The organism is Paraburkholderia caribensis, from assembly GCF_002902945.1.
Lineage (GTDB): Bacteria > Pseudomonadota > Gammaproteobacteria > Burkholderiales > Burkholderiaceae > Paraburkholderia > Paraburkholderia caribensis.
Genome location: NZ_CP026101.1, coordinates 870,037 through 884,612, shown reverse-complemented (window position 1 = coordinate 884,612; position 14,576 = coordinate 870,037). Strand labels below are relative to the sequence as shown.

14 protein-coding genes and 1 riboswitch are annotated in these 14,576 nt (G+C 65.9%); of the genes, 1 reads left to right on the top strand and 13 read right to left on the bottom strand.

What is annotated here, in order from left to right:
• Positions 1-10: 10 nt before the first annotated feature.
• From C2L66_RS03935 to C2L66_RS03880, 12 genes are read right to left on the bottom strand one after another with little or no spacing between them, the layout of a single operon-like run.
• Positions 11-1,192 carry a beta-ketoacyl-[acyl-carrier-protein] synthase family protein gene (locus C2L66_RS03935; RefSeq protein WP_054934034.1) on the bottom strand — a complete coding sequence of 394 codons (1,182 nt, stop codon included), beginning with the start codon at positions 1,190-1,192 and terminating at the stop codon, positions 11-13.
• Positions 1,189-3,594 (bottom strand): MMPL family transporter, encoded by a 2,406-nt coding sequence (locus C2L66_RS03930; protein WP_060602777.1) that lies wholly within the window; start codon positions 3,592-3,594, stop codon positions 1,189-1,191. The genes C2L66_RS03935 and C2L66_RS03930 overlap by 4 nt, the downstream gene beginning before the upstream one ends.
• Positions 3,594-4,259, bottom strand: a complete 666-nt coding sequence (locus C2L66_RS03925; RefSeq protein WP_060601880.1) for an outer membrane lipoprotein carrier protein LolA — start codon at positions 4,257-4,259, stop codon at positions 3,594-3,596. The genes C2L66_RS03930 and C2L66_RS03925 overlap by 1 nt, the downstream gene beginning before the upstream one ends.
• Positions 4,247-4,684 (bottom strand): acyl-CoA thioesterase, encoded by a 438-nt coding sequence (locus C2L66_RS03920; protein WP_054934043.1) that lies wholly within the window; start codon positions 4,682-4,684, stop codon positions 4,247-4,249. The genes C2L66_RS03925 and C2L66_RS03920 overlap by 13 nt, the downstream gene beginning before the upstream one ends.
• Positions 4,677-6,272, bottom strand: coding sequence for an HAL/PAL/TAL family ammonia-lyase (locus C2L66_RS03915; protein ID WP_060601883.1), 1,596 nt, complete (start codon positions 6,270-6,272; stop codon positions 4,677-4,679). Before C2L66_RS03915 ends, C2L66_RS03920 begins: the two co-directional genes overlap by 8 nt.
• A complete protein-coding gene (locus tag C2L66_RS03910; protein ID WP_060601885.1) occupies positions 6,259-8,028 on the bottom strand; it encodes a glycosyltransferase family 2 protein in 1,770 nt (589 codons plus the stop codon). The genes C2L66_RS03915 and C2L66_RS03910 overlap by 14 nt, the downstream gene beginning before the upstream one ends.
• Positions 8,025-9,713 carry an AMP-binding protein gene (locus C2L66_RS03905; RefSeq protein WP_060601887.1) on the bottom strand — a complete coding sequence of 563 codons (1,689 nt, stop codon included), beginning with the start codon at positions 9,711-9,713 and terminating at the stop codon, positions 8,025-8,027. Before C2L66_RS03905 ends, C2L66_RS03910 begins: the two co-directional genes overlap by 4 nt.
• On the bottom strand, positions 9,710-10,405 hold the full coding sequence (locus tag C2L66_RS03900; RefSeq protein ID WP_060601890.1) for a COG4648 family protein: 696 nt from the start codon (positions 10,403-10,405) through the stop codon (positions 9,710-9,712). The genes C2L66_RS03905 and C2L66_RS03900 overlap by 4 nt, the downstream gene beginning before the upstream one ends.
• On the bottom strand, positions 10,405-10,656 hold the full coding sequence (locus C2L66_RS03895; protein WP_007578129.1) for an acyl carrier protein: 252 nt from the start codon (positions 10,654-10,656) through the stop codon (positions 10,405-10,407). The genes C2L66_RS03900 and C2L66_RS03895 overlap by 1 nt, the downstream gene beginning before the upstream one ends.
• A 2-nt stretch (positions 10,657-10,658) precedes the next feature.
• Positions 10,659-10,958, bottom strand: a complete 300-nt coding sequence (locus C2L66_RS03890; RefSeq protein ID WP_035991241.1) for a phosphopantetheine-binding protein — start codon at positions 10,956-10,958, stop codon at positions 10,659-10,661.
• A complete protein-coding gene (locus C2L66_RS03885) occupies positions 10,939-11,733 on the bottom strand; it encodes a lysophospholipid acyltransferase family protein (protein WP_060601893.1) in 795 nt (264 codons plus the stop codon). Before C2L66_RS03885 ends, C2L66_RS03890 begins: the two co-directional genes overlap by 20 nt.
• Positions 11,717-12,421: a beta-ketoacyl synthase chain length factor gene (locus C2L66_RS03880; RefSeq protein WP_060601899.1), complete on the bottom strand. Its 705-nt coding sequence runs from the start codon at positions 12,419-12,421 to the stop codon at positions 11,717-11,719. Before C2L66_RS03880 ends, C2L66_RS03885 begins: the two co-directional genes overlap by 17 nt.
• Before the next feature lie 520 nt (positions 12,422-12,941).
• Positions 12,942-13,121, top strand: a riboswitch (yybP-ykoY riboswitch).
• 57 nt (positions 13,122-13,178) lie between these two features.
• On the opposite strand from C2L66_RS03880, the gene C2L66_RS03875 reads away from it, so the two are divergent.
• Positions 13,179-13,751 (top strand): TMEM165/GDT1 family protein, encoded by a 573-nt coding sequence (locus C2L66_RS03875; RefSeq protein WP_054934026.1) that lies wholly within the window; start codon positions 13,179-13,181, stop codon positions 13,749-13,751.
• Between the two features lie 100 nt (positions 13,752-13,851).
• Here C2L66_RS03875 and C2L66_RS03870 read toward each other — a convergent pair whose 3' ends face one another.
• Complete coding sequence (locus C2L66_RS03870) at positions 13,852-14,556, bottom strand: DUF4136 domain-containing protein (RefSeq protein WP_054934025.1); 705 nt, start codon at positions 14,554-14,556, stop codon at positions 13,852-13,854.
• Positions 14,557-14,576: the final 20 nt, after the last annotated feature.

The window sequence follows — 14,576 nt, the reverse complement described above, 5'->3', positions numbered from 1 at the left end:
TTCGCGCGGTTCAGCGCGCCAGGATCAGGCTGACGTTGCTGCCGCCGAACGCGAACGAATTGCTCATCACGTAGTGCGCGCCGTCGCGTGGAATGCGCCGCTCGTCCTGCACGAGATCGAGTTCGGGCAACGCCGGATCGGCTTCGCCGTCCCATTGATGACGCGGCATCGCCACGTCGTCGCGGGCGAGCATCAGCCAAGCAAAGCCGAGCTCCGTGGCGCCCGCCGCGCCGAGCTGGTGCCCCGTGAGCGGCTTCGTGCCGCTCGCGGGCACGCCGTGCGCGAAGACGCGCGACATCAGATGCGCTTCCATGTCGTCGTTCTTGCGCGTGGCTGTCGCATGCAGATTCACATACGCAATCGCCGACGCCTCGACGCCCGCGTCCCGCAACGCCTCGCGCAGCGCCAGTTCGCCGCCGACGCCCTGCGGGTCCGGCGCGGACACATGATGCGCGTCGCTCGATTCGCCCGCGCCCGCCAGCCGCACTTCGCCTTCGTCGCGCGTCATCAGGAACACGGCTGCGCCCTCGCCGACGTTGATGCCGTTGCGGTTGCGGCTCATTGGATTGGTGCGCGTGACGCTGGTCGATTCGAGCGACGCGAAGCCCTGCACCGTCAACTCGCACAGCGTATCGACCCCGCCGACGATCATCGCGTCGCATACGCCCAGCTGCAGTAAACGGCGCGCCGACACGAATGCTTTAGCGCTCGACGTGCAGGCCGTCGAAATCGTGAACGCGGGCCCGAGCACATTCAGCGCGGCGGCTGCGAATGGCGCGGCTGTGCCGATCTCCATCTGCCGGTAGTTGAAGTCGTCGGGCAGCTCACCCGCTTGCGCCTGGTGCACGAAGGCGACCTCGGCCGCGTCGATACCCGACGTGCTCGTGCCGAGCACGACGCCGATGCGCTGCGAGCCATAACGCTCGCGCGCCGCCTCGATCTGCGGGCGAATCTGTTCGAGCGCCGCAAGCAGCATGCGGTTGTTGCGGCAATCGAAGCGTTTGAGCGCCGCGGGCGGTGCGATATCGAGCGGCGTCGACACGCGGCCGACGAACTGATCGCCGATGCCCGTGTGCATCAATCCCATGCCGGGCGATTGCGCGGCTTCGAGCGCGGGCACGATCGAAGCGACGTCGCCACCGAGCGCATTGACCATGCCGAGCGCATGCAGATAAACAGGGGGCAGCGTCATGCAACTCTCCTTCTTCCGGGCGGCATGCCGATCGGCGCAAGCAGCACCGATACGAGAATGCCGAGCGCCAGCGTGGCGCCAAAACTCTTCAATGCGGGCATCGCGCTCAAGCCGAGCATGCCGAACGACAGCAGCGTGGTCGCCGCCGACAGCAGCACGCCCGTCCACACCGCGCCGAGATCGGCGTGATCGCGCAGGCAGCCTTCGCGCAGGAATACCGCATAGTTTGCGCCGACGCCGAGCACGAGCATCAGCGCGAGGCAGTTGAACAGATTGAGCGGCACGCGCGCGTAGCCGAACGCGGCGAGCGTCACGCCGATGGCGAGCAGCACGGGCAGCGTCGTCGCGATGCCGCCGCGCGGCGTGTAGCGCACCATCAGCAGAATCAGCACGAGCAGCAGCGCGCCCGCGAGCCAGATGCCGCTGTCGATGCGATAGGCGCCGAACAGCTTCGACACGCTCGCGGCCTTGTCGACGAACACGACGCCATCGACGGAATGCGCAGCTTTGATCAACGCGGCGACGTTTTGCGGCGTCACGCGCTGCGGAATCACGATAGCGGCGTAACCATGCTCACCGCGCGCGTCCACGGCACCCAGCCACAAATGACGGTACGGTTGCGACCAGGGCGCGGCGAGCCAGCGCTCGACCGTCAAAGGCGCTGGATTCGATTTCGCGTAAGCCGCGAGCCAGGCATCGGCGACTTCGTCGCGAAAGCCCGCCTGCAGCAGCATCGAACGCAGCGCGGCGGGATCGTCGAATACGTGCTGCGCGAGCACGTTGCGCGCGCCGGCCTGGCGTTGCGCCGACGGCACGAATTGCGTCACCGATTGCCAGCCATTCACGGCCTGCGCGCCGCTCAACGCATCGAGCTTCGCGCCGAGCGCTTCCGCGCGCTGCAACACGGTTTCCTGCGACGGCCCGCGCACGACGAAGAACTGCGCGGTGTTGTCGACGCCGATCGCATTGCGCACCTGATCTTCCTGCGCGACCAGCGCGGGATCGCGCTGGATCAGCAGATGGATGTCGTCGTCACTGGTGAGGCGCAGCCAGCCGGGAATCGCGATCAGCACGAGCACGCCCGCGACGATCCACGCCCGCCGCCCGCCGATGACCGCGTGCCAGCGTTCGAGCAGTGTCGCGGCGCGCAGGAACAGGCGCCGCTGGGCGTGCTTCGGTCCCTTGACGAGCAGCACGGGCAGCAGCCACAGCACGGACGCGAATGCCGTGCAGATACCGGCGATCGCAAAGCACGCGATCTGCTTGAGCGCCGGGAACGGCACCCACGCGAGGATCGCGTAACCGAGCAGGCTCGTCGCAAGCGCAACGGTCAGCGCGGGCCGCACCGAGCGTGCGCCCTGCCGCGCGTTCCAGCCACGCTGTGCGCCGAGGTAGACGACGAAATATTGAATCGAGTAGTCGACAGCCTCGCCGATCAGGCTCGCGCCGAACACGAGCGTCAACAGATGCAGCTTGCCGAACACCAGCATCGTGACGGCGAGCGCGCAAACAATGCCGAGCGCCGTCGACACGAAACCGAACAGCAACAGTCGCGGCGAACGGAACACCCACAACATCAGCAGCGCGATGCCGCACGCGGACGCCACGCCGATCAGATGCACTTCGCGCTCCGACGCGCTGCGCGCCGATTCCGCGTAGAACACAGCGCCCGTGCGCGCAATGCTCGCATCGGGGTAACCCGTCTTCAGCGACGCTTGCGCCTGCGCAACGGCCGACAGCACCGCGCGCTGGGTTTGCGATTCGTACGCGGAACCGGGCAGGGTCGTGACGACGAGCACGCTCGTCAGGTCGCCGCGCTGCGCGACGAGCATGTTGTCTTCGAGATCGAGATTCGAGGTGGCGAGCGGCAAGCCGCTCAGGAAGTGTTCGAGCCAGCCGAAGGGATCGTCGGCGAGTTGCGTGGCGAGCGGGCCGCGCACCGGGTTGTAGAGGCGCTGCAGCAGCGCATCGTGCAGCGACGCCGTGTTACTGGCAATCGCGTCGCGATCTTCGCGCGTCAACAGGCCGAAGCGATACGGCATGTACAAGCCGCCGATCTGCGACATGTCGAACGGCGGCAACTCCGCCGTCACCGACGCGAACGCGCCGCTCTTCTGCAACGCCGCGCCGAATTGTTTCGCCGCCGCTTTTGCGCGCGCGTCGTCCTTGTCCGTCACCAGAAACACCGTGCGATCGCCGAGCGCGTTGGCGAGCGTATCGACGGCTTTTTCAGCGACGGGATCGGCTTCCGTCGCGGGCAGCAGCGCGAGCAGATTCGTCTCCAGCGGCGACGGCCCCATGAAACGGAAGACGCAGTACAGCGAAGCGACGAGCGCGAGCGCGAGCCATGCGGCCCGGATGCCCCACAACTGCGTCTTGGTCCACTGTCGCGCCATCAGCATCATTGTGCTCCAAGCAGCGTGCGCTCGCCGGGCGAGAGATCGTTGATCGCTTCGCTCTTCGCGAACTCGATCTGCGTGACGTCGCCGTTCGCCAGCGCGATACGCAGCGTCTGCAGGAACTCGCCGCCCGTCATCTGCAAGCCCTTGATGGACTGCGCAAGCTGCGGCTGGTTCGGCTTCAGTTCGAGCTTCCATTGCGACGGCGTGCCCTGCGCGTCGACATCGAACTGCGAATAGAGCGCGGAAAGATCGCCGCCCAGCATCGCGCGCATCATCTTCGAGACTTGCGCGACACCACGCACACCCTGTGCGCTCTTCATATTGACGCGCTTGCCGTTCGCGTCGACTTCGCTCACGCCTGCGTCGGTGATCACATACGTCGCCTTGTACGGCGTATCGACGCGCCAGATCACGCCGCGCTCCCGGAAGAAAACGAGCGTGCCCGTGCTCACCAAAGGCTGCTTCATGGCGGACAGCGTCTGCGTCTGCGTGAACTGCGCGCGTACACCCTTCGTTTGTGCGAGACGGGACGCGACCTGCGAAACGAGCGCGGCGTTGCTGTTCTGCGCCTGAGACTGCGTCTGCTGTGTCGCAGCGTATGAATTCACGCCCGCCACGGCAAGCAACGCAGCGATCAATGCGGCGCGTAGTGTCAACGTGACCATGCGTGCTCCAGCTTTTCGAACACGACAGGCGGCGACACGAACTGCGTTTCCTGCGTCGCGGCCTCGATCGCGACCTGGATCGTGTAGCCCTTCGTCAGCCGCGTGCCCGTGGCGCAATCGACGATTTCATAGCCTATTTTCAGGCGGTTTTCGAATTCGAGCAGCTCCGTGCGCACGTCGATGCGCTGCCCATACGTCGCGGGCCGTACGTACTTCAGATGTGCCTCGACGATCGGCCACAGATAACCCGACGCCTGCATCTCGCGGTAGTCGTAGTCGAATGCGCGCAACAACGCGGCGCGGCCGATCTCGAAGTACTTCAGATAATGGCCATGCCAGCAGACGTTCATCGCGTCGACATCATGAAACGGCACTTCGACGATTGCACTCGCCTTCAACGTCTTGCCCTGGTGGCGCTCATTCATGATGCGCGCCTCCTTCAACCAGCGCGCAATCGGCAATGCGCGCCGTCAACGCGCGCAGATCGCTTTCGAGCGCACGGTCTTCGTCGACGAACGGCGACATCGCGGCCACCTCTTGAGCGAATGCACGCAGCGGCGCGGGCACGTTCGTCTCACCGTTGATGCGCACGCGCAACTTCAGCGCCTGCACGGTGGCGAGCGTATGCGCGGCTGCGACCTGCTCCGTCAGTTCGAGCACGCGCAGGCAATCGCGCGCGGCGATCGTGCCCATGCTGACCTTGTCCTGGTTGTGCGCTTCCGTCGAACGCGAAAAAACGCTGGCGGGCATCGTATGTTTCAGCGCTTCCGCCGTCCACGCCGACGACGAAATCTGCACCGCCTTGAAACCGTGATTGATCGGCGCGCGCGCCGGGGTCGCCCCCGTCAGGTTGCGCGGCAAGCCGTTGTTGAACTTGTCGTCGACGATCAGCGCAAGCTGCCGGTCCATCAGATCCGCGAGATTGGCGACGGCCGTTTTCAACGCGTCCATCGCGAACGCGATATGGCCGCCGTAGAAGTTTCCGCCGTGCAACACGCGCTCGCCGTCCGGGTCGATCAGCGGATTGTCGTTCGCGCTGTTCAGTTCGTTCTCGACGTCGCGCCGAACCCACGACAACGCATCGACCGCCACGCCGATCACATGCGGTGCGCAGCGGATCGAATAGCGATCCTGCAGGCGATGGCCCGGCGTATCGTCGCGGCCCGCCAGGTCCGCGCGTATCCATGCAGCGGCTTCGGCCTGGCCTGCGTGCGGCTTCGCTTCGAAGATCATGGCGTCGAAATGCGCGGCGCGCCCATCGAGCGCAACCGTCGACAGCGCCGTCAAACGCGACGCAAGACGCGCGAGATGTCCGGCACGCGCAAACGCGAGACACGCGAGGCCCGTCATCACGGCCGTGCCGTTCATCAGCGCGAGACCTTCCTTCGGCGCGAGCGTCAGCGGCGCGTGGCCGAGCTGCGCCCACACGCCGGCGGCATCGCGCAGCGTGCCGTCGAACATCACCTCGCGTTCGCCGACGAGGGCAGCCGCCACATACGACAGCGGCGTCAGATCGCCGCTCGCGCCGACCGAGCCTTCCGAAGGAATACGCGGCAGCACGCGATGGTTGATCAGATCGGCGAGCCGTTCCAGCAGCACCGGCCGCACGCCCGAAAAGCCGTATGCCAGCGAGTTCAGACGCGCGGCGATCACGGCGAGCGCTTGCGCGTCGTCGAGATACGCGCCCATGCCGCAGCCGTGATAGCGCGTCAGTTGCAGCGGCAAGGCTTCGACGAGTTCCATCGGCACATCGACGACGCACGCATCGCCATAGCCCGTGTTCACGCCGTACACCGTTTCGCCCGCGGCGAGATGACGGCGCAGAAAATCCGCGCCGCGCTGAATGCGCGAACGCCACGCCGGGTCGCCGCTCAGCGCGACAGTGGCGCGCCCCTTCGCAATCGCGACGACCTCTTCGATCGACAGCTTGCGCCCGCCGACCACCACCGCACGCGGCGTTGCCGTGCGTGCGGCGCGCGCGTGCGTCTCGTCGATCAGATCATGTTCCGACATTCGCGTCTCCGTGCGGGATGCCACTCGTTATCGTCTTTCGGGGACGCGCCCAGAAATCGAAGAAATTGAACCATTGATAAGGCGCCTTGCGGCAATAGTGTTCGAGGCGCGACGCATAGCGCTGCGCCCAGGCCGCGATATGCTGCGCGCGTTCGCGGCGCGGCAGTTCGATGCGCTCGGCGAACGGCTCGAAGTACAGGCGGTAACGCTCGCGATTTCGCTCGTCGCGCTCTTTCAGGCAGAAGAACAGATACACCGGGCAGCCGAGCGCATGTGCGAGCACATACGGCCCTTGCGCGAACGGCGCCGTCGCGCCGAGAAATTGCGCGTCGGTGGTGCGGCCCGACTCGCGCGCGGGCACGCGGTCGCCGACGATCACCAGCAGTTCGCCCGCGTCGATGCGCTCTTGCATCATCATCGACGTCTCGGGTCCGAAGTCGCTGACCTGCACGAGCCGTTTCGCGAACTCGCTGTTCGCCGTCGAGAGCACGCTGTTGAAGCGCTTCGCGTGCTCGGTGTACACGATGGCCGTGACCTTCGCATGGCCGCCGTTCGCGGCGAGCGCGCGCGTCATTTCGAGGTTGCCCAGATGCGCGCCGATCACGAGCGCGCCGCGGCCGCTCGCGACCAGCGCATCGAACGCGGACGAATCGTCGAAGATCACGTCGTTGGAATCGATGCGGCCCGACCAGGCGGCGAGCTTGTCGAGACCCGATTGCGCGAAGGCCAGCATCTGCCGGTAAGCGGAACGCCAGCCCGGACGCGGCGTGCGCTCGCCTTGCGCAGCCTGTTCGAGATGCGTGAAATACGTGCGCGACGCAGAGCGCGCGGCGCGGCCCGTCATCAGAAAGTACGCGACGATGGGATGCAGCCACAATGCGGTGAAGCGCATGCCGAACAGTTTGCAACTGAGCGCAAGCAGCGTCATGCCGAGGCGGCTGCCGCGCTCGGCCATGCGCCACCATTTCGCGTTGTCGCCATTCCCATGCGAAGCGGCGGACTTGCGCGGCATGAACTTGTGCGCGAGCAGCAGCGGCAGACGCAACAGCATGCCGCATACGAGGCGCGTATGACTCGCGCTGATGCGCACGTTGTCCCACAACACGTCGAAGTGCGACACGCCGTCCATCGCGTACGTGACGCGCGTCGGAATGGCGCGGAACGCGAGACGCCGCCAGTACAGCCGCACGAGAATCTCGATGTCGAAGTCCATGCGGGTCGGCAGATCCACGCTGTCGATCAGCGCGCACGCCGCTGCGAGCGGATAGAGACGAAAGCCGCACATCGAATCGCGGATCGTCAGCGACAGCGTTTCGATCCACACCCAAACATGCGTCAGATAGCGGCCATAAAGACGCGACTTCGGCACGCTCTCGTCGTAGACCGGCCGCCCGAGAATCACGGCGCCCGGCTCGGCGCGCGCGGCAGCGAGGAAAAGCGGCACATCGTTGGCGTCGTGCTGACCGTCCGCGTCGATCTGCAACGCGTGTGTGTAGCCGGCGCGCTTCGCCGCGCGCAGTCCCGCCATCACGGCCGCGCCCTTGCCGCCGTTGACGGGCAGCCGCAGCAGCGTCATCTGCTCGCGACGCTGGCAAGCGAGCTCCGCGAGCACGGCTTGCGTCGCTTCATCGCTGCCGTCGTCGACGACGAAGATGGGCAGGCCGTGCACGGCCAGACGCTCGACCGTGCCGCCGATCGCGTCCTTGTGGTTGTAGATCGGAATGACGATGCACGCGCTGAAACCTGCGTCGCTCATGCGCGCTCCCGATACACGATCACGCCCGACGCACTGTCGCGGCCTTCGACGCGATACGCGAACTGCACGCGCCGCCGCGCGGCATCGTGCGACAGCTTCAGGTCGAGCACGGCGCCCGGCATCACGGGCGCGGTGAACTTCAGGCGGTCGACGGATTCGATCTCGCGCACGCCCGTCACGTGCGCGGCGGCAAGGCGGATCGCCCAGTCGAGCTGCACGACGCCGGGAAGAATCGGCAGGCCGGGAAAGTGGCCTTCGAAATGAACGAGTGTGGGCGGCACGCGCAGTTCGTAGTGGACGTCGTCACCGTTACGCGCTTCGGACAGCAGTTCGAAGCCGTCGTCGCGCGGCTCGAAAGCCGCGGCCACGGCTGCGGCGGGCAGCTTGCCGCGCGCGTCGAACGGCAACCCAATGCGAAAGCGCCAGTGACGCGGCAGCACGACCACGTCGAAGTAGGCGGCGAGATGGCGGCGCAAGGTCTTCGCGAGCGCGACGCGCCCCTCGTGGCGTAACGCCGCGCCGCCTGCATCGTTGAGCGCGACCACCGCGCCCAGACGTTCGCGCGACGCACCCGCGAGCGGCACCACGGCCGCCTGCGCGACGTACGGATGCAGCGCGAGACGCGCCTCGACTTCGGGCAGCGACACGCGCTTGCCATCGAGCTTGATCACGCGATCGAGGCGTCCTTGCAGCCGGAAGCGGCCGCCGTCGTCGAACACGATGGCGTCGTCGGTGCGATGCCAGGCGTCATGCCCCAGATGCGGCGAGCGCACCTTCAGCGCCCCGTCTTCACCGCGCTGAACGTCGACGCCATTCATAGGCTGCCATGCCGACGTCTCGTTCTGACGTCGCCACGCAATACCGCCCGTTTCCGTGCTGCCGTAGATTTCGACGGGCGCGCTGCCGAAAGCGGCCGCGTATTGCGCGGCCGCTTCTGCGGAAAGCGGTCCGCCCGACGAGAAGAACGCGCGCGGCACGGGCGTCAATGCCGCGAAGCCGGGCATCGCGGGCCAGCGCGACAATTGCGCGGGCGACGACACGACCACGGCCGCACCGCATTGCTCGATGCGCGACTGCACCTGCAGCGGCTCGATACAGACGGCGCGATCGAACGCGCGGCCGGCCGCGAGCGGCCACATGACGCGAAACAGCAAACCGTAGATGTGATGATGCGGGACGCTAGCGAGCATCGTCGCCTCGCCGGCCAGTCCGCCCCACTCGCGCTCCAGCGTCTGCACTTCGGCGTCGAACTGCGCGAGCGTCTTGTGGATCGGCTTCGGCGTGCCGCTGCTGCCCGACGTATAGAGCGTGAGCGGCGCGTCGGGATCGATGGTTAACGGCGTTTCGGCGCATGCCCGCGTGGCGGCATGCGCGCCGACGTCGGCGTCGGTGAGCACGGCGTCGTAGGCGTCGGCGAGATCGGCGAGATAGCCGGGTGTCGCGTTCGCCGGAATCACGGGCGTCTTGCCGCAGGCGAACAGCGCGAATAGCGCACAAGCGAAATCGAATGGATCGTCGATGCACAGCGCGTAGCGGTGCGCCCGCGTTTCACGCAGTTGCAAGGCGATGGCGAAAACGCGCGCGCGAAACGCGGCGAAATCGATGGTCCCGTTTGCCTCGTCGTCGCGACAGACGGGCACGTGCCCGGCGCGCTCGCACGACAGCAGTTCGTGCAGCGCGATCATGCCGCCTCCGAACGTCGCACGCGCGGCAGGATCACGAGATATCGCCACGCAATTTCACCCGCCAGCAGCAGACCGATCAGACCGTACGCGATCGCGCCGTTATACAGCGACCACGCTTCGCGCGGCCAGTAGAGCGCCGTGTAGAGAGAGAACACGCCATTCGCGAGGAAGAACGCGCACCAGATCTGCGTCACGCGGCGCGTGTGGCGGATCGCCGGCTCGCTCAGATCGGGCGTGCCGATGCGCGCGAATTTTTCGACCATCGTCGGGCCGTGCAGGAGCGTTACGCCGAACGCGATCAGCAAACCGAGATTCACCAGCGACGGGTAGATGCGCAGCAACAGTTCGCTATTGGTCCACACGATGGCCGCGGACGCGATGCTCAGCATGAAGGCCACGGCCCAGTCGACCCGCGTGAGCTTGCGCAGCGACGCACCGAACGCGCCCGTGCCGGCGCAGCGCTGCAGCCACAACAGCGCAAACAGCAGGCAGCCGACGAAGCGCGGCGCGTCCCAGAACCACGCACACAGAATCACGGCGGGATACGCGAGCTTGGCGAGCACACCCAGCGCGAAGCTTGCCCAGCTACGCGGGCGCTCGCCGTCGTTCGCTGGCTGCACGGCCGCTGGCATTGCAGCCTGCGCCTGACTTTCGTCCGGGGCGCCCGGCGCGTGCGAACGTTGCGCGTGCATCAGCCCTGCGCCGCGAGCAAGGACTCGACAGCCGCGATCACGTCGCCGACCGTGCGCACCGACTTGAACTCCTCGGGCTTGATCCGGCGGCCCGTCATCTCCTGCAGCTTGATCGCGAGATCGACGGCGTCGATGCTGTCCAGATCGAGTTCTTCGAACAGGTGCGCTTCAGGTGTCACGCGTTCGGGCTCGATGGCGAAGTTCTCTTTGAAGATGGCGCGGATGCGCTCAAGGATCTCGGTGTCGGTCACGGTCATTCCCCTTTCTTTGTGGTGTCGCCCGATTCATGCGCAAGCTCGCGCTGGCTCGCCACCAGCGCTGCAAGCGAATTGATCGAGCGGAAGTGCTCTCGCGTGCGTTCGTCATTCGCCGCGATCGTCAATTGGTAGTGTTTGCGCAGCACGATGCCGATTTCGAGCGCGTCGATCGAATCGAGACCGACGCCGTCGGTATCGAAGAGCGGCGCGTCGTCGTCGATGTCGGCGGGCGTCAGGTCTTCCAGATCGAGTGCTTCGATCAGAAGCTGTTTAATTTCAAGCTTTAAAGAATCCATAGTCGAACAGATGCTGGGTGATGTGTGCTTCGATGGCGCTCGTCACCGTGCGAGCAGCCAGCGCGGGCGGTTCGTCGTGCGCCGCGAGCGCATCTGCGCCGAGCGGCTCGAGCACGTTGACGCGCATGCGGAACGCACGCTCGGGCACGTTGTACCAGCGCATGCCCTTGGTAAATGCGGGTGGATCGCAATCCATCAGTACCGGCAGGATCGGCGCGCCGGACTTGAGCGCCATGTGCGCGAAACCGCGCGAAAACGCATGCATCCGGTTGCGCGCCGGGCTGCGCGTGCCTTCCGGAAAAATGATCATCGTGTAGCCGCGCTGCAGTTGCCGCGCGCCCGCTTCGACGAGATCGAGCGGATCGGCGTTGCTCACATATTCGGCCGCGCGCACGACGCCCCAGAAAAACGGGTTGCTCCAGTGCGCGCTCTTGACGACGCAGCACGCGCGCGGCGTCAGCGACAGCAGCACCATCACGTCGAGCCACGTCGGATGATTCGCGACCACGATGGCCGGCTCGTTGTGCTTGCGGCGCAGCGCAGCGACGCCGTGCGTGTCGAGCTCCATCACGCCGGCCCACTTCAGCACGGCGACGAGCGCGCGAAAGAACGCGTGAATGATCGCGGTGATCGCGCGCTGCTTCGACGTGCGATCCGGCCAGATCCACGCGATCGGAAACAGGATCAGCGAAAAGCCGAGTCCGCAGATGCCGAACGCCGTGAATGCAAGCGCCGTCGCGACGAGGCGCCAGTGATAGTCAAGCCACGGCTTCATCCCAGCTCCATTCCCAGACCGCGTATTCGCCACGCCATTGCGCAGCGGCATGCGTGTCGAGGCAGTGATGCACAGCCTGACTTTGAGTTGCAAAGAGAGTACCCGCGCCTTCGGGCGGCGCATTGCCGTCGGCCACGGCCGTGCGCGAGCAGGACAGACGGCCCGCCGCTGCTTCGTCCAGCAGGATCGCGACCGCGCCGCCCTGCACTTCCTCTTCGATCGTGCCGTAGCCGGGATCGGCCGGTTCATCGGCGTAGACGAGCAGCACGGGCGTCGAGGGATTGGTGGCGTATTGCGCGTGCGCTTCGAGCAGCGCGTAGCCGAGCGTCTCGGCACCGGCGGACAGCGCGCTCGCGGCCGTGCGGTCGCCGCGCGAAATGCCGAACACGCCCGTCATCGCGTTCAGCACGGAAAGACTGAATGCCGTCGGCGAGACGGGCTCGCCCGCGCTGATGTTGCGCAGAATGTCGGTGGTGCGGCGCAGCTCGCCGTGGCGCGACGCGAACACGATGCGCACGTTGGGCTGATCGGCGGCGCAGTCATGCGCGACTTTCAGCGCGATGCGCGACAGCGTGCTCAGGCGACGCCGCACCATCGGCTCGATAAAGCCAATATCGGGTGCGGCGGCTGCGACGGCAGGCCAGGAAGACCAGCGAGCAACCGGAATAGTCCAGTGCAGATCGGGCATATCGGTGTTCGCGCGTGAAGGCTGCTGACGCCAGAGGCGCGCTCGCCATCGACAGCACGTGAAGCGCGCTACTTCGAGGCGAGGCGCTACGCCAGTTCGGTGAGTCCACTTTTATTTTAAGGAGTCACCCAAATAACGGCACGCAGCGGTGATTATTTAGGGGCGGGACGCCAAAACGGGGTTTCGTCTGGTCATTACGTAGACCGCCCGAAATGATACCGAGCATTCTGGCCGAAATCAGCCGGAAAAGACGTATCTATCTGTATCCGTCTCTTGCACGCGACGGAAGCGTTCCCACACCTTCAGCGGCCCGTCCGGCCGGCCTCCGCCCAGCCCGAGCACCGGCTGGCATGCCAGAGATTCGCGCGGTTTGTAACGCTCCTGCGTGTCGGCAGCGCGCGACAAATCCGTTAAAAAGCGACAATCGCGCTTGATTTTGCAATGACTTGCTGCAAGCAATCCAAAGGGGTGCGTAAGTCACGCGAAATCTTCGCTTTCGCGCAAGCCTCCGTGCTATACTCCGCCCCTCATTGGGGAGTAGCCGCCCCGCGTCATGCCCGCGCTACGGTCCAGCTTCTGGCCGGCGAGCGCAGCGTGCGTGACCTGCGGGGGCGCCTGTCAACAGACTTGGCCGTATGGCCATGGCAGACGCAGCCTCTGGCCTGGCGAGACCGATGATCCACCACCGCCGCTTTAGGGCCCGGCGCGTTGTGGGTCGTCGCTCGCACACATCTCGGCCCGGGGAATCTATCAAAACGTGGAACAAGCCTTTCTGATCTCGACGGGCGCAGTCGCGCTGGCTGAAATCGGCGACAAGACCCAACTGCTGTCACTCGTCCTCGCCGCCCGCTACCGCAAGCCGCTGCCCATCATTCTCGGTGTCCTCGTCGCGACGCTGATCAATCATGCCGGCGCCGGCGCGCTCGGCGCATGGCTCGGCTCGCTCGTCACGCCGACCGTGATGCGCTGGGCGCTGGCGGCGTCGTTCATCGGCATGGGCTTGTGGATTCTCGTGCCCGACAAGCTCGACGACGCCGAAGCGAATACCAATCGCACGCACTTCGGCGTGTTCGGCGCAACCGTGGTCACGTTCTTCCTCGCTGAAATGGGCGACAAGACGCAGATCGCCACGGTCGCGCTGGCCGCACGCTTCCATGACTTCTTCGGCGTGGTCGCGGGCACGACACTCGGCATGATGCTCGCGAATGTGCCGGCGATCCTGCTCGGCGACCGCTTCGCGCACAAACTGCCGACCAGGCTCGTGCACGGCATCGCTGCCGTCATGTTCGTCGTGCTCGGCGCGATGGCGTTGATGGGTATCGGCGTCTGACCGTCGGCCGGGTCATCCGGCACTCGCCCCTGTCAAGGTAACGGCCGCATCGCTTGCGCGATGTGGCCGTTTTTTCATGGAAGGCGCTTCCTGGAAGCGCTTATTGAACGGTCTTGACACCCGAGGCCGGCACGGGCGGCGCGGCATTGCCCGCCGCCATTTCGTTCGAGATTCCGCCCTTTCCGTCGACGGGCAGCTTGACGGTGCGCACCACGCCGTTGCCCAACGGGAAATCGGACATCGCGCTGCGGGCAAGATACGGCATCGCGGCAATCAGCGAAGACTGCTCGTCCGTGTTGCGCGCGGTCACGTTGTAGAGTTCCTTGCCCGTCGCGCGATCCGTGATGCGGATGCCGAGCAGATGCGTGTACACGGGATAGCTCTGGTTCACATAGCCTCCCGAATACGGGCCCCACGGACCCCATGGACCCCACGGGTCGAACGGACGGCCCCAGTAGTAAGGACCGGGCCACGCGCTGTAGTAATAGGCGGGCTGCGAGACCGTCACGGTATCCGAGCGCATGCCATAGGCGAGCGCGACCAGATAGTGCGCTTCGCGCTCATCGGTCTGCCGGAACGCATGCGTGGCGAGTTCGTTTGCGACGATCTGTTCGTAGGTGGCCTGTTCGAGACTGTTCTTCTGCTCAGCCGTGCGCGAGAACGCGTAGGTGCGCGTCGCGTCGCTGCCGCTCCAGTCGGAAAAGGCCGTCACCTGCGACGTCACATAGGTCGTGCAGCCCGCCAGCAGCGTGGCGAACGCCGCGAGCACGAGTGCGGCGTGGCGGGTCAATCGGTCGAGCTTCATGGTCGTCCTCGTTGGTATCG